Annotated in this window: 14 protein-coding genes; 2 read left to right on the top strand and 12 right to left on the bottom strand. The window is 53.1% G+C overall.

Annotated elements, in window-relative coordinates:
• Window positions 1–121 precede the first annotated feature (121 nt).
• From AC27K1_RS13525 to AC27K1_RS13515, 3 genes are all read right to left on the bottom strand, one after another.
• Entirely contained in the window at window positions 122–1,261 is a 1,140-nt protein-coding gene (locus tag AC27K1_RS13525) for an acyl-CoA dehydrogenase family protein (RefSeq protein ID WP_487151262.1), read from the bottom strand.
• Window positions 1,262–1,385: 124 nt separating this feature from the next.
• On the bottom strand, window positions 1,386–1,604 hold the full coding sequence (locus AC27K1_RS13520; RefSeq protein ID WP_487151261.1) for a hypothetical protein: 219 nt from the start codon (window positions 1,602–1,604) through the stop codon (window positions 1,386–1,388).
• Between the two features lie 94 nt (window positions 1,605–1,698).
• Complete coding sequence (locus AC27K1_RS13515; RefSeq protein WP_487151260.1) at window positions 1,699–2,733, bottom strand: DUF2860 family protein; 1,035 nt, start codon at window positions 2,731–2,733, stop codon at window positions 1,699–1,701.
• 143 nt (window positions 2,734–2,876) lie between these two features.
• On the opposite strand from AC27K1_RS13515, the gene AC27K1_RS13510 reads away from it, so the two are divergent.
• Both AC27K1_RS13510 and AC27K1_RS13505 read left to right on the top strand, forming a co-directional pair.
• Window positions 2,877–3,407: a hypothetical protein gene (locus tag AC27K1_RS13510; RefSeq protein WP_487151258.1), complete on the top strand. Its 531-nt coding sequence runs from the start codon at window positions 2,877–2,879 to the stop codon at window positions 3,405–3,407.
• Between the two features lie 22 nt (window positions 3,408–3,429).
• Window positions 3,430–4,020: a GNAT family N-acetyltransferase gene (locus AC27K1_RS13505; protein WP_487151256.1), complete on the top strand. Its 591-nt coding sequence runs from the start codon at window positions 3,430–3,432 to the stop codon at window positions 4,018–4,020.
• Window positions 4,021–4,030: 10 nt separating this feature from the next.
• Here AC27K1_RS13505 and AC27K1_RS13500 read toward each other — a convergent pair whose 3' ends face one another.
• From AC27K1_RS13500 to AC27K1_RS13460, 9 genes are all read right to left on the bottom strand, one after another.
• On the bottom strand, window positions 4,031–5,494 hold the full coding sequence (locus tag AC27K1_RS13500; RefSeq protein WP_487151254.1) for a TolC family protein: 1,464 nt from the start codon (window positions 5,492–5,494) through the stop codon (window positions 4,031–4,033).
• Window positions 5,495–6,898: an HlyD family type I secretion periplasmic adaptor subunit gene (locus tag AC27K1_RS13495; RefSeq protein ID WP_487151253.1), complete on the bottom strand. Its 1,404-nt coding sequence runs from the start codon at window positions 6,896–6,898 to the stop codon at window positions 5,495–5,497.
• On the bottom strand, window positions 6,895–9,051 hold the full coding sequence (locus tag AC27K1_RS13490) for a peptidase domain-containing ABC transporter (protein WP_487151251.1): 2,157 nt from the start codon (window positions 9,049–9,051) through the stop codon (window positions 6,895–6,897). Before AC27K1_RS13490 ends, AC27K1_RS13495 begins: the two co-directional genes overlap by 4 nt.
• A gap of 21 nt (window positions 9,052–9,072) precedes the next feature.
• A complete protein-coding gene (locus tag AC27K1_RS13485) occupies window positions 9,073–9,360 on the bottom strand; it encodes a hypothetical protein (protein ID WP_487151249.1) in 288 nt (95 codons plus the stop codon).
• A 94-nt stretch (window positions 9,361–9,454) separates the two neighbouring features.
• Complete coding sequence (locus AC27K1_RS13480) at window positions 9,455–14,110, bottom strand: beta strand repeat-containing protein (RefSeq protein ID WP_487151247.1); 4,656 nt, start codon at window positions 14,108–14,110, stop codon at window positions 9,455–9,457.
• A 339-nt stretch (window positions 14,111–14,449) separates the two neighbouring features.
• On the bottom strand, window positions 14,450–15,856 hold the full coding sequence (locus AC27K1_RS13475) for a YfcC family protein (RefSeq protein ID WP_487151246.1): 1,407 nt from the start codon (window positions 15,854–15,856) through the stop codon (window positions 14,450–14,452).
• Window positions 15,857–16,129: 273 nt separating this feature from the next.
• Complete coding sequence (locus AC27K1_RS13470) at window positions 16,130–16,414, bottom strand: hypothetical protein (RefSeq protein WP_487151245.1); 285 nt, start codon at window positions 16,412–16,414, stop codon at window positions 16,130–16,132.
• A 184-nt stretch (window positions 16,415–16,598) separates the two neighbouring features.
• Window positions 16,599–18,032 carry a carbon starvation CstA family protein gene (locus AC27K1_RS13465; protein WP_487151243.1) on the bottom strand — a complete coding sequence of 478 codons (1,434 nt, stop codon included), beginning with the start codon at window positions 18,030–18,032 and terminating at the stop codon, window positions 16,599–16,601.
• A 140-nt stretch (window positions 18,033–18,172) separates the two neighbouring features.
• Entirely contained in the window at window positions 18,173–19,207 is a 1,035-nt protein-coding gene (locus AC27K1_RS13460) for a DUF4062 domain-containing protein (protein WP_487151241.1), read from the bottom strand.
• Window positions 19,208–19,394 lie beyond the last annotated feature (187 nt).

The following is a 19,394-nucleotide window of genomic DNA, read 5'->3' as shown; positions in this document are numbered from 1 at the left end:
GGCGTTAGTCGGAAGTGCAATGTGGAAGACTATCTTCAGGTTTTTTTTCAGTCAACGGTCAAAAATGGCATGTCCGTTTTTGACCGTTGAAACGTTTCTCATTTCAACAGAGTCAAACCCCTTATACCAGTGAGCGGGCAATAATCTCTTTCATGATTTCATTAGTACCCGCATAAATACGCTGGACACGCGCATCGGCCCAGGCCCGGGCAATGGGGTATTCCCACATATAACCGTAACCACCATACAATTGCAGGCACTCATCCAGCACACGACATTGCATGTCGGTACACCAGAGTTTGACCTGTGCGGCAGTAGGCACATCCAGCCTGCCCTCAATATGGAGTTGTAAACAGCGATCCAGAAACGTTCTGGCAACTGATACTTCTGTGGCCAGCTCCGCCAGTTTAAAACGGGTATTCTGGAGTTTTGCCAGCGGCTTGCCGAATGCTTCACGCTCCCTGACATACGCCGTCGTCCATTCAAGCGCCGCTTCCGCATTAGCCACCGCATTGATACCAACAGAAAGACGCTCCTGGGGCAGTTCCTGCATCAAATAGGCAAATCCCATCCCGACATTACCAAGCAGATTTTCTTTGGGGACACGGACATCCTGGAAAAACAGTTCAGAGGTGTCCTGCGCTTTCATCCCGATTTTTTCCAGGTTTTTGCCTTTGCTGAAACCCTTTATGCCTGCATCTACAACAAACAGACTGGTACCACTGGCTCCTTCTGCTGGATCCGTCTTACAAACGACAATGACTATATCTGCCAGCTGCCCATTGGTAATAAACGTCTTTGAGCCATTAATCAGGTAGTCATCACCATCGGGTATGGCTGTTGTTTTCACGCCCTGCAGGTCTGAACCTGCAGCAGGTTCTGTCATGGCAATCGCGGAGACAATCTCACCACTCACCATGCCCGGCAGATAGTTGTTCTTGAGGTATTCAGAACCATGATGAATAAGATAAGGGGCAACAATATCGGAGTGCAGGCCGAAGCCAATACCTGTCAGCCCCAGGCGGGCAATTTCTTCATCAACAATCGCGTTATAACGAAAATCCGCACCGACGCCACCAAAGGCTTCCGGTACTGTCGGGCACAGGAAGCCCTGTTCTCCGGCTTTTTTCCACAATGCACGATCAATCTGCCCGGCCTTTTCCCATTCGCCATGAAAAGGAACCGCCTCTGTTTCAAGAAAGCGCCGGACACTGTCTCGAAACATTTCATGTTCTGGCTCATAGACCGTGCGTGGAATCATAAGACTGAACCCGTTTTTTTGTTGTTATTGTTAAATGGCTACAGTTTCAGATTATGGTGATATTCAACCGCCATGTCCCTGGCGCATTCAGTCAAAAGACATGGCAGAAAATGATCAAACGACCTCAATAGAAAGAAGCATCATCTTCCTCTGGCTCACCCACCAGCGAATTCAGCAATCGCATGGCTCGATCCAGGTCAGAAAAGCTGTCAAAGAAATCGCCATCCGGACCAACCACTTCATAAGCGACTGATTTGAGATTACCGTCACTGTCAAACCGCTCTGCCCGGATGATGGAATAGCCACCCTTGCCGCCAAAGCGATTACGTTCAACTTTGCTCATTTTGAGGATCACCCTACCCTGATACAAACGACCTGAGCCGTTTGTATCAGCTTACGGGAACAGAGATCAAGCCGGAATCCGGCTCACCCTTCAATCAGAAACGATACATCAGGCCAGCGGTCACTGACGTAATGTTGGTGTCGTAGAAATCGATATTGGAATCTGCACGGAAAGCCGCGACACTGCCCATGGCGCGCCAGTTCTCCCAGCCAAACGGCTCATTGTAGAACACCGCGAAGGACGCACCGTAGATATCGTCGTCCTGCGTCTTACCACCAAACTCAGCGATGGGGTTGGCCTTGTCATGCTTGCTCTGGCCATACACCAGGTTGGTGACGGTCTGCCACTGCTCGTTACCCCAGGCATGGCTCAGCTGGACAACCGTTTCATCGGACGCCATCGCCTTGCCATCCAGGTCATAGCGGGTGAACTTGACGGAAGGAATGATGAAATGGCCGTTGCCGAGGGCGTGCCGGTACAGCACTTCTCCGGAGCGGATATCACCTTCACGGGAGAGCAGTCCACGCTCAGCCAGCGTCAGCTCATCCTTCTCTCCCAGCATTTCACCGCTCAGCTCGTCTTCAATCTCAACCTTGCGGGTAGAGAGGCGCACCTGGAAATTGGAGCCCATGATATTGTTCCAGCCGATACGCGCGCCGGTACTGGTGCGATCGGTATCCTTACGCTTGCCGTCTGTCTTGTAAGGATCCTGCCAGACCTTGGTGGCAATACCGGAAAACAGGTAGCTGACAGACAGCTCACCAATGCCCTCATACTGACGACGCACGCCGAGTTCAGAGGAAAAATCATAACGCAGCCAGTTTTCCAGGGAGTTACCGGCAAACACCTGGGTCTTGCTGTCCGCCCAGGTGTACTGCACCTCACCATTGAGGTAACCGGAGGAAGACGACTCGGAACTGGCGGCGCCGTTCAGGTCATGGATGCGGTCATTGCTGATTTCGCCCATGGCGTTGCCCGCCACGATATTGCTTTTCAGCGTTGTGTTCCCCAGCCCGAAGCCCACAAACCCCGAAAAGCCGCTTTCTTCAGGCATTGGCCCCAGGGCATAGGCACCCAGGCTTGCGCTCAGGGAGAGAACTCCGGCCATTCCGGCTGTCAATTTACGCATGGATTCAGCACCCTATGTAAAGATCATGGTTAAAATTTCTAAATCATAGCTGAATCAGGGCGTCATTCCTGTCTGGAGATTGTAAATGCCTGTCGCCTGATTTATGGTCTGAGACAAGGCAAAAAAATAAAGACAAGGTGCCTATGAAATTCCCTGCTATCCCTTTGGCAACCGCAGAACTCAAACCTCTAGCGTATGAGGACAGCGAGGCCATAGTTGGCATTTACCAGACAGATACCCTGCAACACCAACCTGTCATTCATACCACTCAAGAAGCCAGCCAGTTTGTCCGGATGGCGGAACAACTTTCTGATAAGCAGCAAGGACTCATTCTTGGCCTGGCCCAGAAAGAACGACTTCAGGCCATTATCCATATTTATGGCATTGAGCCCGTTGCACGGCGAGCCTTTATCCGTATCGACAACTGGAAAACGCTGACAGATAACACGCTGGTTGAAACCATTGCGAGTATTGTGCAACTGTCTGATGAACTGCTGTCACTCCACAGTTTGCATTACCAGGTGATTGAGGATGAGTCAGATCAGAAACGACTGACCGGCGCACTGGAGATCATCGGATTCCAGCCAACGTCACGCCTCAGGGACTTCTACAAGCTGCGCCCCCATCACTATTGTGATGTCAGCATCTACACCCGAACCATTCAGAAACCGTAACATTTTTGAGACACTCGCAGCTATGACACCGGTTCTTCAAACAACACGCTTTCGCCTCCGTCCCTTCACTCAATATGATGCTGATAATCTCTACACCCTCCTCAGAGAGGAAAGGGTTGTAACCGCACACCCGGCTCATCCCGTTACCAGCCATAGTGAGGTCAATGGTGTTCTGAAGGCCATGGATCAGGAGACAACATCAGGCTCTGCGCTTTACTGGCTGATTGAGGAGAAAACCAGTCAGCGGTTTACCGGCCGGATCGGGTTCAAACATATTAACCATCAAAATAATTCTGCCGCTTTGATGGTGGAAGTATTACCCGAACTCTGGGGGGAAAATATTCTTTACGAAACAGGCCGGGCCGTTATTGCCTATGGTTTCAGCCAGTTACAACTGCACCGCATTGAGGCGCAGGTTGTCCCCGAACATACTTATATGCACCGTTTCCTCAAGCGGGTCGGTTTTCATCTCGAAGGATTACTGCAGTCCTGGGTAAAAAACGACTACGGACTGCTGGATTACCGCATCTATTCACTGCTCAAGACCGATGATGCCTGGAAAACCATATTGTCCACATCACCGGAACACTTCAGTCTTGGCAACAGTCTGTGACTCCAAACACTTAGGGTTCCAGATAGGATGCTAGCGACGGTATGGCATCGTGTCGAACCAGGGAAGACGCTAAATCATTGCCTTCCTGCTCTAAAAGCATCAGCGGAACCTGATCAATACCTGTTGCTAACAAGGTGGACTCATACCCCTTTAACAAGGCCAACCATGCCTGGTCGACCTCATACTCTGCCAGCAACAAATCACACCGGACCCTCAGCAACGCAATCTCATCCCCGGGATCAAATGGCTCCCTGCTATTACGCACCTTCCACTCTTTAAAAACCAGCGTCTGATAGTGCTGAGCACGCTGATAGTCTTGTATAAGCGTCTGCTGCTCCGCAGCTGCCATACGAACCTGTTTGATTACTGCCATGGCCAGCGCGAGGCGCTTTGCTTCTTCAGCATCCAATTCAGCCTCGGCGGCTCGAATCCGTGCCGGTATCTTGAAAATACCCATCAGGTCGAGCGAAACCCCAACACCCTGCTCTTCCCAGTGACTATCCTCCAGGTTCGCGCTGTCGTCATAGCGGGCACTGGCAAACACATCAATATTGGGTAGCCAGCGCCACTTTGCACCCGACACATCCCATCCCCGGTTCCTGATCCTGTAATCACTTTCCTGTAATTCAGGCCGCAGTCTCAGTGCAAGCTCCTCCAAATCAGACAATTCTGGCAGTGTGGGTATCACTTGCTCACTGTGGATAGAACCCGGTAAAGGAAACTCTGTCGTACGACTGTTGATCAATGCAGCCAGATCAATGAAAGCCGTCTGCCGCTCCCGTTTGATTGACTGTAACCGGCCACTCAGCGACAGCAACTCACGTTGATAGCCAAGTAACATCAAGGGGTCCATTAATGACGTGTAACGATCTCCAGCCAGCTGGTCATTCATGGCACGGATATCCGAGGCCAGTTGCAGCCCCTCCGTCTCACGCTGCTCAGCTAGTACCGTCCGCCACCAAGCCGTACGAACCTCTGACATCAGCCGGTTAAGTGTCGCGCGGGTTTGCTCACGGGTAATAAACACATCGTTCAACGCCTGCTGCGTCCGAATATAGCCGATGGCAAAGTCCAGCACAGACCAGCGCAGATTGGCACTGGCCACGTCACGACGGCGTCCTTCAAAGTTACTGGAATTACGCTGATCTGGCGGTGAGCTTCGTAGCACGGTATTGCCTTCCGCCAGCGTAGATGGAGCCAGCTGCCACTGCACCTCCTCCAGACCGGTAGCCGACACCAGTTGGCGATATCGTTCAACCTCCAGATCAAGGTTAAACTCAATTGCTCTAGCCATCGCCTGGGGCAACGACAACGGTTCTGTAATGGGAGGGGCAACGTGAAAACCGGCAAGGTCCCGCTCGGACCGTTGACGTATTTCTTCCGGTGTCAGTCCGCGACCATGCAGAGTGCATCCCGCGACAATCATAACGGTCAGTATGGCGAAAACCGTTCGGATAACAGGATAGGGCTTCATTCAGGGCTCCCGAAAACTGTTATCCAACGCCCGTTCGATGGGATAAATCAGGAAACTGAGCAGGGATCGATCCCCTGTCAGGATATCCGCTTCCAGCGTCATCCCCGGCAATAACCTGAAATGTTCCGGCACATGACGCAGTTGTCGCGATTCAAGCCTGACATTGCCCCGGTAACCCGGCTGTTCATGATTACCATCCAGGACGGTTCCATTACTGATCAGGCGCAATGTGCCGGAGATATCGCCGTAACGGGTAAACGGCAACGTATCCAGTTTAAGTCGTACATTCGCGGCTTCGGGCACCATGCCGATCGACATGGGGGAGATCATAATCTCGGCTTCAAGCTCACCATCCACAGGCGCCAACTCGAACAATACCTCACCGGATTTAACGACACTGCCAGCCCCTTTATCAGCAGAAACCAGGACAACTGCATCATGGGGCGCACGCAAGGATGTCGTTTGTTGTGCCTGCTTATATTTTTTCAGCTGAGCCAGGGTTGCCGCATACTCTCTGCTCGACTGGGAAAACCCTTCCCCCAATGTTGCGAGAACACTATTACGCCATGCCTGGTGCTCAATTTTTTTATCTTTCAATTGTCGTTCAATAGTCTTTAACTCTGAACGCACCGTCGCAACGTTCCGCTCTGCCGCCAGTAATGTCTGCCGGGTCTGCAAATGATCCACTTTCCTTGGACCATGGCGTTGATAAGCTTCCTTTTCCTTTTCATAAAGGGATGTTCGCAGGCGATCCAGGTCTTTAGTAACGACAACTTCCTGCTCCAATATGTGTAACTGCCCGGCTAACTGCACCTGACGCTCTTGCAATGCCTGCATTGATGCTTCATGCAAAGCAACGGTTCCCCGGTATTCATTGATACGTCGGATAAACAACTGCTGCTCAAGGGATTGCATAGCCAGATCATCAGAAAACCGGACTGTATCCAGTTTTGACGCATCCACACCGATGTTCTCAAACCATGCCAGCTCCGCCTCAAAACGTCTGGCAGACGCCTGGGCGGATAACAAGCGAAGCCGGATGCTGTCCAGGTCAGCCTCAGATTCGGTACTGTCCAAAACGGCCAGCACCTCTCCCTTGCTAATAAAATCACCTTCCGAGACAGACAATTGCCTGACAATGCCATCATACAGTGGCTGTACGGGTGTATTGGGTAACAGGGAGACAAGTTCCCCTCTCGCCACGACAGTCGTCTCAACCCGGGAAATGGCAGACCAGAGAAACAATACGACGAACAACAGGAGACCCGACCAGGACACCACTGGCAGCCATGCCGGTGGTGATTCGGACGCAATCTGTCGCCAGTCAGGTTGCAGAGACTCAGTCAGCGTCGTTTTTTTCCAGGCGTCATAACGCGCCCTGAGCTGGGAGAAAAGGTGCTTCATAGCTGCTCTCCCGCGACATGTCGCTGCCATAACAATCGGTATGACGGCGTTGAAACTAACAATTCATCATGGCGACCTATGGCGCGCACCTCTCCCTGCTCTACCAGCAGAATCTTGTCCATCGCCTGCAGCAGTGACTGACGATGGGTCACCATCACCAGCGTTCGTCCACTGGCAAGCCTGTCGAGATTCTCCTCCAGCTGGTCGGCAGTCGCAGGATCCAGGGCGCTGGTCGCTTCATCCAGCAGCACAATGGCGGGGTCGTGCAGTATCGCCCTTGCAATACAAAGCCGCTGACGCTGACCGCCTGACAGGTTCGCACCCTGCTCATCCAAAACAGTGTCATACCCTTGGGGCAGCGTTTCTATGAAGGCATGTGCGCCTGCGATTCGCGCCGCTTCCATAACCTCATTGATCCCGGCATGCGGTGCGCAGGCGGCAATGTTCTCCTGGACAGTACCCCGGAACAGGAACGATTCCTGAAGCACAATACCCATCCGGGAACGCAAATAGGCCGGGTCATACTCCGGCAGGTTAATGCCATCAATCAGCACCTGGCCTTTATCCGGCCGGTATAAACCGGCCATGAGTCGTGCAACCGTGCTTTTTCCGGAACCACTGGCCCCCACAACCGCGACTTTCATACCCGCCGAAATCTGGAAACTGACCGCTTTTAGAATACCCGGCAGTTCCGGCGTATAACTGAAACTCACCTGTCGGAACTCAATGCGCCCCTTAACTGGCGCTGTAACGCCCGATGTACGTACTCGTTCGGGGGGCTGGTTCAGCAATGTTCCCAGCGTTGAAACCGACTGTCGCACCTGTTGAAGACGGCCGGGCATCCCGGCCAGTTGAACCAATGGCCCCGAAATACGTCCGGCCATGATATTGAAGGCGATCAAAACACCGATAGACAGCCCACCCACCAACACCAGCTGGGCGCCATACCAGATGATGGTGAGCTGCATCAGTTTCTGTAGAAGACCACCACTTTCTGAGACCAAACCGGTTGTCAGCCCTGTCTGTCGATTCAGACGAACAATTTCTGCGCTTTTACTCAACCATCGACGCTTGATTCGTGATTCCTGTGCCAGAGCACGAACGGTTTCAACACCGGATAATGTCTCGGCAATCAGTGACTGCCTGTCAGCCTCTGCCCGATACAGCTGGTCAACCGTTCGACGAGAAGCCCGCATAGCCACCAGTGCGTTAAGACCAATCAGCACAGCGAACCCAAGCACCAGCAGGGTGAGCTGCCAGCTGAACATAAACATGACCGGTAACAACACCACAATGGCGGTGAATTCGATGAGTGTGAACAACAGGTTGCCGGTGATAAATTCCCGGATTCGGTCTGATTCCTGTACCTGGCGAATCAATCCTCCCGCAGGCAGCTTCCTGAAAAACGACAACGGCAGTTTAAATAGGTCTGATGCAATACGCTCCGCCAGCAACACATCCAGACGACCAGCGGCGTACTGAATTAACAAGGTTCGGAGATAACCAAACACGCCCGAGAACAGCAGTGCGATGACTGCCCCCACAAACAGTACGTGCAGCGTTGCATACCCCTGGTAGCCGATCACCTTGTCGAAAACCGCCATGGTGAACACTGGCACCACAAAAATCAGGCAATGGAGTAAGAGGGATAAGATGAAAATATGCGTTAAGACACCACGCGGTGCAGCTATCTGCTCAAACAGCCAGCGCACACCAAACGCTTTATGATCAGCTGATGTCTGCAGTTTCGGCTGTAACTGCAGAACTTCTCCGGTCCATGCTTTGGCAAATGCTTCTTCAGAAATTTCCATAAGATGGCTTTTCTGATCCGCCAAAGGATCCAGCACCAGCAGCACCAACTCACCCTGTGCTTTCTGCCGTACACCGCTGACAACCACGCTATTGCCATTATTCAACATGGCAATCACGGGGAAAGATTCGCCCTGCTTAAGCAGATCCGTCATGGAGAGTGATTCACACCGGGCCGTTAAACCTACACGTTCAGCAATGCCTGCCAGGGCTGCCGAATCCAGGCGTGATTCACCCTCGACCATCAACCGGAGGGATTCCGGTGAATGACGGAGATGATGATAACGGGCGACAATCGCCAGGCATTCAAGTGCTGACGACAGAGACTGATTTCCACTGCTCAAGGAAAACCTCCAGCGTGCCGATCAGGCTTCAGCCTCAGCAAAATTGGGAGATGTCGGGGATTTGTCGTTGGCAGGCGCCGAAGCGGGTTTTAACAGCCCGCGTTCCAGCATTTCCTGCTTCAGATTCTCAAAGGCTTGGCAACAACGGAGAAAGCCTTCCGGACTCATGACCAGTGTGCCGGTCTTTTCCCGGTTGTGATCAAGCTTCCCATCAGTGGCGCCGGCAGTAAAACCAAACAGCTCTACCCTGACGTTGCCACTGATCACCGCAATGTTCTCTACACCGTCGCAAAACATCTGCTTGCTCATTGCTGTCCCTTCCGATGTTTTTATCGTTATTCAGGAAGTTAACCGGCCCCATAAAGGGGCCTTCATTGACTCTATCAGTACACCATATCTGGCATCAGGCTACCATGGTGGCCGCTTCGATCTGATCCCTGGATTCATCGAAGGCAGCATACAGACTGGAAGATACGCCAGCCAAACCGTCACTCTGCAGTGTGGACAACAGGTCTGCCGCCAGTGGATCAGCGTTATAGCCATCCAGTGTCGCCAGCGCCTCCTGCACCCCGCTTTCCAGGACAGCAGCCAGATCAAAGTCATAGGCTTCAAACGACTCCACGGTATCCTGATCCTGCCAATACTGCTGAAGTTCGTCAAAACTCAGGTTCAGTGTGCTGTCACTGTCTGTCAGTTGAATCCTGTCATCGCTCTCCCAGCCGCTGAGTGACACCGATGCCCATGACTGGTTATCAACAACCACATCCAGCTGGTAACCCGCCTCACCCAGTGATGACAGGAACAGGTTTGAGGTATCCAGCTGGAAATCGAACAGGTCATGGCTGCGGAACTCAAGCGTATCCTGACCACCGGTTTCCGTAATCGCATAGTTGCCGCTGTTCAGGTAGTAGACATAGCTGTCATTGCCTTCACCACCGGCGGCTGTCGTTGAACCAAAGCCCGCGATAAACAGGTCGTTGCCAGTGCCACCTTCAGTACTGAGGGTACTGGTCAGATTGACCAGATTGGTCAGGTCATTGAGAGAATCCGCGCCACCGTCCTGAACGACAGTGTTCAGACCTTCCGCCAACAGGAACAGGTCCGTACCAAGGCCTGCAGTGGATAACAGATCCAGACTGCCCCAACCCAATCCCATCAGAATATCGTCGCCAGCTCCACCGCTGGAGAAACCCGTCATCCCGATATCGAAAATCAGGTCATTGCCCGCGTCACCGGAGACGGAGGCGCCCATGCCGATATTGACCAGGAAGTCATTACCCGCCTGACCGGAAACGTCATTTCCCACACCGAGGGCAATACCAATATCCTCACCCTCACCCAGGTCAAAGATATTGGCGACACCGGCAGCCGCAACGATATCATTGCCACTGCCCGCATTGATGGTATTGCCTAAGCCAGCAGCATAAACGCCGTCATTCCCATAATGGGCATTGACGGTATTAACTGCGCCTACCGCAATCATCACGTCATGTCCGCCGCCTGAAGTGCTGGACTCTGCTTCATCGCCCAGCAGGGTGTTGGCTCCACCAACGGCTACCAGCAGGTCATCGCCCGCACCGGCAGCAAATCGGTTTTCCGCACCAAGACCGGCCAGGATGTCATTGCCATTACCGGATGACAGGCTGTTGTTGACGCCTACGGCCAGGAGCGTGTTGTCACCGTTATCACCGGCGTCCAGTCGGTTTTGATTCCCCAGTGCCAGTAAGACATCAGAACCATTACCCGTTACCAGCGTATTGGTATTGCCAATGGCGATGGCGGCATCTTCACCGTTTCCAGACGACAGATTATTCGTATTACCCAGCGCGATCATGACATTGTTGCCATCACCGCCCTGCAGCAGGTTCAAATCACCGGCAGCAAAACCGAGATCGTTACCGGCCTGGGCGTGCCAGATATTGTTCTGGCCAAGCAACAAGGCGACATCGTCACCTTCTCCCGACTGCACCAGGTTGTTTTGACCCAGCGCTATGGCCAGGTCATCGCCTGCGCCGGTGAAGGCCAGGTTATTCTGTCCGGCCAGGAAGGCGATATCGCCACTGTCCTGCAGGAAATCGAGCGAGTAATCCAGATCAGGCAGGCGCTCTGCCACATTGATGCCGCCCACAACCGGTACGGTGAATGCAGGCAAACCAAAGCTTTGTGCTTCAAGGACCGGTGCCTGAACATCCGCATAATCGGCAACATCAAAGCCTGGAATCGCCAGCTCAGGCAACGTAAATTCAGGCACGGCATAGCCATAGAATTCCCGGCCACTGAGCACATCAGACAGGCCCGCACTGAAACCACTGATATCGAAACTGTTGATAGAGAATGCCGGAATATGAAAAGCAGGCAGATTCACCGTTGGCAACGCAATCTCTGCAGTGCGGCTAGCCGCCACCGCTGCAGGCTGTGCATTATCTTCGGCAACCGATGTTTTGAATATCTGGTAATCCGCCGATGCGTTATAGACCAGAAGATCCGCACTTACCTGATGTTGATCACTGATACCCGCTTCGTTAACCGTTACCGTGCCATTAGCGTTTAGATCAAAACTGCCACCAATCACTTCCGCCAGTACATCGCCGAGGAAATTGGTAAACGCCAGGTCACCGCCCAAAAGTCCCAGCACGGAATTACCAATACCGCCATTGTCACCTGTCTGATCCAGACCAAACGACAGGTTGTAGCTGGCATCTATCTGCCAGTCTTCAAGCGTCACGGACGCATCGGACAATTTGGGGAGAACAAACGACGGTAAGGTAATACCGGAAAGGCTTAATTCCGGGGAGCTGAGTTCAGGTAACTGAATCTCCGGCAAACCATAGGCAACCAGTTCACCGTACTGATATTCCACGGGCGTGCCTTTGAGTTCAGGCAAGGCCGGAATCGCATAATCATACTGTGGAAGGTTCAATTCCGGTGACTGCCAGTCAGGCACCGTCGGACTGGATAGTTCCAGCTCCGGAAACAGCATGCTGAGCTGCCCGCTTAATGCAACTTCGGCTTCAGCCGTCACACCCAAGCCAAGGTTATCTAACAGTCGCTGTGCAAACCCATTGTCGCTGTCAGTGAAGGTATCCAGCCCAATGACGGAATCCAGCCCAAACTGATAGACACCCTGCTGCGGCAGATCCTCGGCATAAATCTGAATATCGTTATCGGTGGCCACCAGGTTGTTCTGGCCTATCGCTACGACAATATCGGCGCCCGATCCGCTGGCAATGGCGTTGTTTTGCCCCATTGCAGCAATCACATCATTGCCACTGCCCGTGAATGCAACATTGTTCTGACCAGCCACCAGCGCCATGTCGGCGCCCGCTTCTGTCAGCAACAGGTTATTTACACCGGCAGAGACGACACTGTCATCGCCATAACCGGTCAGGACAATATTGGTTTCACCGGCTGCCACAACTGTGTCATTGTCACCACCGGAAAGCACCACATTGGCGACACCTGCCGCAATCACTGTGTCACTGCCTGATGCGGTAGAAACAATGTTGGCCACACCACCGGCCACTGTGAAGTCATTCCCGGTACCGGTCAGCTGAACATTACCCTCTCCCAGCGCCAGCAGAGAGTTATCCCCATCTCCTGCCAGCTGGATATTGGCAACACCCATAGCGATCTGGGTGTCATTGCCTGAACCACTGAATTGAAGATTACCGGCGCCAAACGCAGCCAATGCATTATCACCGCTACCCGCCAGCTGGATATTGGCAACACCGCCTGACACCATCACATCATTGCCATTGGCTGCCTGCAGAATATTGGCTTCACCGACCGCCGTGATGATGTTGTTACCACCACCGGTTATCGCAATATTGGCGACACCACCGAGCAGCGCGACATCATTGCCGTCCGCAGCGATGAAGACATTGCCCTCGCCTGCCGCGACCAGCGTGTTATCCCCAGCACCGGCATTCACCAGGTTAACCTGGCCGCCAACGGCAATATCATCCGCGCCATTCCCCGTCCACACCAGGTTGGCGACACCCAGTCCGAACACCGTGTTATTACCATCACCGGCTACGACTGCATTGGCGCCGCCACCCGCAACGATGAAATCATCACCGGTGCCACTCTGGATGAAATTGGCGCCACCCAGGGCTTCTACAGCGTTATGTCCATCACCGGCAAGCACGATGTTCGCCAGTCCACCGGCCATGATGTGATCATTGCCGCTACCGGCTGCAAGGAAATTAGCACCACCGAGAGCAGCAATATCGTTATCACCGTTCCCGGCCAGTACTATATTGACGCCACCGGTCGCGAGCACCTGGTTATCCCCGTCTCCGACCATGACGCTATTTACGCCACCGGCAACCTGGACAGCATTATTCCCATGCCCGGCAAACACAACATTGCCACCACCCAATGCCGTGACGCTGTTATCACCATGACCCGCCAATACCGTATTCGCAAGACCACCGGCCACGATGGTGTTATCACCGTCCGCAACCTGGATAACATTCGCACCGCCAACGGCATTGATCGTATTATTACCGCCACCGGCGGCGATGCTGTTCGCGCCTGCCACTGCGGTAACGTCATCATTGCCGTCGCCGGTATCAATCCGGTTGGCGCCCCCAAAGGCCTGAATGGTATTGTGACCGGCAAAGTCAGTAATCCTGGCCACACCCGCCGCGGTTTCGATCACATCGTCCCCGTCGCCGCCATCCACCACCGCGTGCAGGCCGGTCGCCAGCAGGGTGTCATTCCCGTCGCCGCCGGACACGCTTGCCCGCAGGCCATGTCCTTCAACCACATCATCACCGGCACCACCGCCCAGCTGTGTATCGGCAGCATAACCACGGATCACATCATTACCACCTTCACCGTAGATGATGGTTTCAATGCCGTGTGCAGTCAGAGTGTCGTGGCCTTCGCCACCATGGATAAGCACACCGCCGCCGGTAGCGGTCAGGGTGTCGTCACCACCGTAGCCGTACATCTTGGCGTAGAGGTGATCCAGCGTTTTGTCGTCATTGCCCGCGGTTCCTTCCCACTCCCCGGTAAAGGCGGTCTTGACGGCGGCGTTGGACTCAGCAGTCATTGTGAGGCCTCTTTTTATTTTTATTAACAGAACCAACGTACCAATAATCAATTAAGCCGATATTTGTACTTTAGTGCAACACTATATGTTCACTGTCTTCTATTTCCGGATGCCATGTATGAACAGATGGTTGAAGTCATTCACAATCCCTGTGGATAACCATGTGCATTTCTTCTTAGCTGACGTCCGGGCGCCATTGTTATTCAGGACTGAAAAAAACTGCTCAAAATTTATTCATCCTGATGACTGGATTATCCAGCCGGGTGAGTTCAGCAGACACAAAAAAAGACAGGCCCTTACGGACCTGTCTCTGGATACTTCGCGAGAGGTATCGAGTGCTTACGCGGCCATGATGGCGCCAACACTCAGCATGATCATGATCATGACAGTCAGGATACCCGCCAGCGGCAGTACGAACTTGAACCACTTGGCGTAGGACACACGACCGATGGCCAGACCACCCATGACCACACCGGAAGTCGGGGTCAGCAGGTTAACGACACCAGATGCAGACTGGTAGGCAGTGATAACCAGGTCACGGCTCACGTTAGCGAAGTCAGCCAGCGGCGCCATGATCGGCATGCTCAGTACCGCCAGACCAGAGGTAGACGGAATGAAGAAGGACAGTACGACCTGGATCCAGTACATGGCGTTGATGAAGATGACTTCGGACAGACCGGACACCGCGTTCTCAGACCAGAACAGGATGGTGTCGGTGATGTTACCGGCGTTCATGACCACCACGATACCGCGGGCAATACCGATAACGAAGGCAACACCCAGCAGGTCACGTGCACCGTCAACGAAGGTGCCGGTCAGCTCTTCTTCGCTCAGGCGGCCGATCAGACCGATCAGGATAGCGCTCACCAGGAACAGGGCGGACATTTCAGCCATCCACCAGCCGGCAGAAGACACACCCCAGATCATCACACCGAAGCTGGCCGCGAACAGTACCAGGATCAGCTTGCGTGCGCCGGTCAGCTCGATACCTTCTTCACGGTTCTTCAGGAAGTATTCTTCGTTGGATTCCTTCATGTCCGCAACCAGGGACAGGGAAGGATCCTTGCGGACTTTCTCAGCGTAACGCATCAGGAAGCCGGCAGTGATGATGAAGCCGATGACCAGGATGGCGATACGCATGCCCATACCGTCAGTGAACGGTACGTCAGCCGCGTTGGACGCGATAACGGTCGCGAAGGGGTTGATGGTGGAACCCAGTACACCGATACCGGCGCCCAGCAGAACCACGGCAACACCGGTGACGGAGTCATAACCCGCCGCGATGATGACCGGAATCAGCAGCATGTAGAAAGGCAGTGTCTCCTCAGCCATACCGTAAACGGTACCACCGGCTGCGAACAGCAGCATCAGGGCAGGAATCATCCACATTTCCTTGCCTTCCAGCGCGGAAGTCACCTTGGCGATACCGGCGTCGATAGCACCGGTCTTGGTGACTATACCCAGGAAGCCACCAATGATCAGTACGAACAGGGCCACGTCGATGGCGCCCGCTTCGTAGCTTGCAGGATCAAAGAAACCGGCGATAGGCGCCATGACCACGTCGGAGAAACCCTGCGGGTTTGCATCAACCAGGTGGTAGGTGCCGGATACTGGTACTTCCTTGCCCAGCTCAGGGTTCATGACACGGTCATATTGACCGGCGGGGACGATATAAGTCAGTGCCGCGACGAATACAATGATCGCCATTAGCACCGTGTAGGCTGAAGGAAACTTGAATTTGCCCATAGAGTGCAGTCCAGTCGGGGAGTTGTGGTTGTGTTGGAAAAAACGGGGGTCATAATAAGGATTTAACCCGTGCTTATACTGATCTATGTCAGACTTTGCTCGGCTTTTATACGACAAATGGCATAAATACCCTGCAGATTGCCCTTCTTTTTATGATGATTTTCTGAGCATTATTGCCGGTTTCACCTACCCTTACGCAGACGACAACTACAGGCTTTCACCTATAAAAAAGCCCGGCTATTAACCGGGCTTGCGGGTGTGTTTCACCATGCCTCACAGGGTGTTTAACTGAAACATGGCCTGTTGCTGCTGACGCCGCCGTCGTTCAGGCGGTACCGGACGTTCAGCGGCATAAAATACCGCGACATCGTCATCATGAAGGTGGGTTAACGGACGGATGACGCCGGATTCGACGCGATCATGAATTTGCGCCTGCAGCGCTTCGTGGGCGGGTAACTTCTCAAGATTGACAAAAACATAGCCCGCCTGGCACATCACTACCGGCGCAAGCTGGCTGCGCATATCGCTGATCACCTGTTGCAGGTCGATTGGTCGCATGACTGCCTCTCCCGCTTATGCTCTATTAAAATCCCTGTTTATTTGTCTTTTCCCTCAAGAACATACTAACCCATCTCGGTTTTTACTTACAGCGATACACAAGCAACTACAACGAATAAAATCCCGCTCAGGAAGAGCGGGAATAATGCAGCATACAAATCAAACGTGTGTATTTATTTAATGCTTAACCAACAACACAGTTATCGTTTACTTTCCTTACACGACTTGCGCAAGCAAAGAAAACAAAAGCGCCTATGGCCGCCACAATACCGACTGGATAAGCAACATTTGCCTCCATTGCCAAACCTTCAGGCGCCATAACGATATACGTTACACAAACGGCTGTCATAAACGTTGCCGGCAAACTCACAAACCAGTGACTACGCCCGTTACGCACCATGTAAACGGCGGATGTCCACAACACAATGGTTGCCAGCGCTTGATTTGAAAACGCGAAGTAACGCCAGATAATGGTAAAGTCGACCAGTGTTAACAGATAGCCGGTAACAAATACCGGGATAGCAACCAATAAACGATTACGGATATTTGTCTGGGACAGGTTAAAGATATCTGCAAAAATCAGGCGGACACTCCGGAACGCAGTATCACCCGAGGTTACCGGACAGGCAATCACGCCCAGCACCGCCAGCATCCCGCCGAAGCCGCCCATCAGGCCGACAGAGACTTCATTGACCACAAGGCCGGGGCCGCCTTTGGCCAGCACCTCGTTCAGGCCGGGAATGCCGTTCGGGAAAAACGTCATGGCAGCCGCTGCCCAGACCAGCGCAACAACACCTTCCGCAATCATTGCCCCGAAAAACACCGGGCGACCATAGGATTCATTTTTCACACAACGGGCCATCAGTGGCGACTGTGTGGCATGGAAACCGCTGATCGCACCACAGGCAATGGTGATAAACAGCATCGGCCACAGGGGCAGACCACCAGGATGGGCAGAGGGTGTACCCACTTCCGGAATTTCCCAGTTGCCAAACACCAGGGCACCGCCAATACCAACGGCCATGATCAGCAACGCCGCACCAAACAGGGGGTAAATCCGCGCAATGAGCTTATCCACAGGTACCACTGTGGCGATAAAGTAGTACGCCAGAATCACGGCTAACCAGAAGGTCTTATTCGCAAAAATGCCCTCAAAACCCAGATTACTCAGAAGACCAGCCGGGCCGACCATGAAAACCGTACCCACCAGCAACAGCAGGACAATGGAAAACAACCGCATCACCTGCCGGGTTTTATCGCCCAGGTAAATGCCGACAATCTCGGGAATACTCTTTCCTTCATGCCGGATGGAGAGCATGCCGGAAAAGTAATCATGTACAGCACCGCCAAAAATGCAGCCGAACACAATCCATAAAAATGCAGAGGGACCATAGAGCGCACCGAGGATGGCGCCGAAGATCGGTCCAAGACCGGCAATATTCAGAAACTGGATCAGGAAAATTTTGTACCAGGGCAGGGGCACATAGTCGACACCATCGGTCTGGGTCACTGCCGGTGTCGGACGATTGGGATCCACACCAAACCATTTTTCAACCAGGGCACCATAAATCAGGTACCCGACCACAAGGGCGACCAGGGAAACGAGGAAACTTATCATGGACAACTCCGGGGGAAGGACATGGGGTAGGACGGGGATAGCAGACAAAGACGTTACATTTTAACGCTGACCCACCCTTTCAGTTCCTTGACCCGAAGCAATGGGGGAAGGATTTTTTACTGCGGGATGCCTGACTCCGTTTATTCGACAAGCGTTCGCCCAATCCAGTGACCGGCAGCTTTTCCTGCCCCGGTCAGGCACCAGACACTGTTTTTACGGCATGACGCCTTCGTATCTTTGCGCACCAATCCATGACGACGCAGCTTCAGGCGAATCATCCGCATTGCTGTTTCAGAAAAACGGAAAGCATCCGCCGCATGCGCCTGGGGGTATTGCCCCAGTACCTGCTGGCAAAAACGCGCTTCCAACATGGCAAACAGTGACTGTTGAATACGGTCTTCATTGCACGATGGCGTCAACGAGCAACGAAATGCTTCATACACATCAGCCCAGCTGAGTGACACGTTCTGTGAGACCAGGTGGCAATTGCCATGTATATAGACATGACACTGGATACTGAATTCCTGGTATTCCTGCAACCAGTCAAAGTCCCTGTTAGTGGCATCATCAGGCTCCGCCGTGGCAGTCGCATGACAAACTGGCTGTATGGTTATGCTATTGCGTGTTTTCCCGGGCGCCGGCGTTTCAACGGTGATTCGCGGCTGAGTCTTCGACCAGCCCGGCGCCGGGTGATCCGCCACAAATGCAGGAAAACCTGCAGCGATGGTTTCCGGCAGCGCATCAATATGATGCCAATTCACCGAGTGATGGCGCTTCAACAAAGCACGCAACGCACGCACTCGTCCTGATTCTTCCGCTGACACGCCAGATTGCGAGATGACATCTTCGTCCAGAAGCGCACAAAACACCGGTTTGTCACGCATCAGGGCATAGGTAAGTTCCTGATGCTGAATGCTGACGCCTGTTGCCGAACGTTCCCCATAACAGGCATTACCGGCAAAGAGCAGATAATCACAACTGTTGATCAGGGCTTTTCTGCGTCCCCAGTTATCGCCATCGTCAATGCGTGATTCATTACCCTCGCGCAGATCCCATAATGCCGGACAAACGGGCATGCAGTGAGAGGCCAGTACGCCATGCAGGATGGCAGTATGCTCTGGCGAGACCGGCCTGGCCGTGGAACTGATATAGACGCGGTAAATTCTGTCCTGCACTGACCTCGTGCCCCCTCTACAGTCAAACGTCAGAAGCGGATCTGAAAATGCTGTATTTATGATATGACGTGATTATAACGGCAAAATTTATTCCATACTCCCCTAAAAAAACGCGAAAAAACCAGCCTCTGCTAGACTGATTGCCATATTTTTGCCTCGTCACATCCTCAATTCCTGAACACATCGT

The organism is Kistimonas ophiarachnellae, from assembly GCF_057552235.1.
Note: the sequence above shows the minus strand (reverse complement) of the source record. Positions and strands in the feature narration are given on the sequence as shown.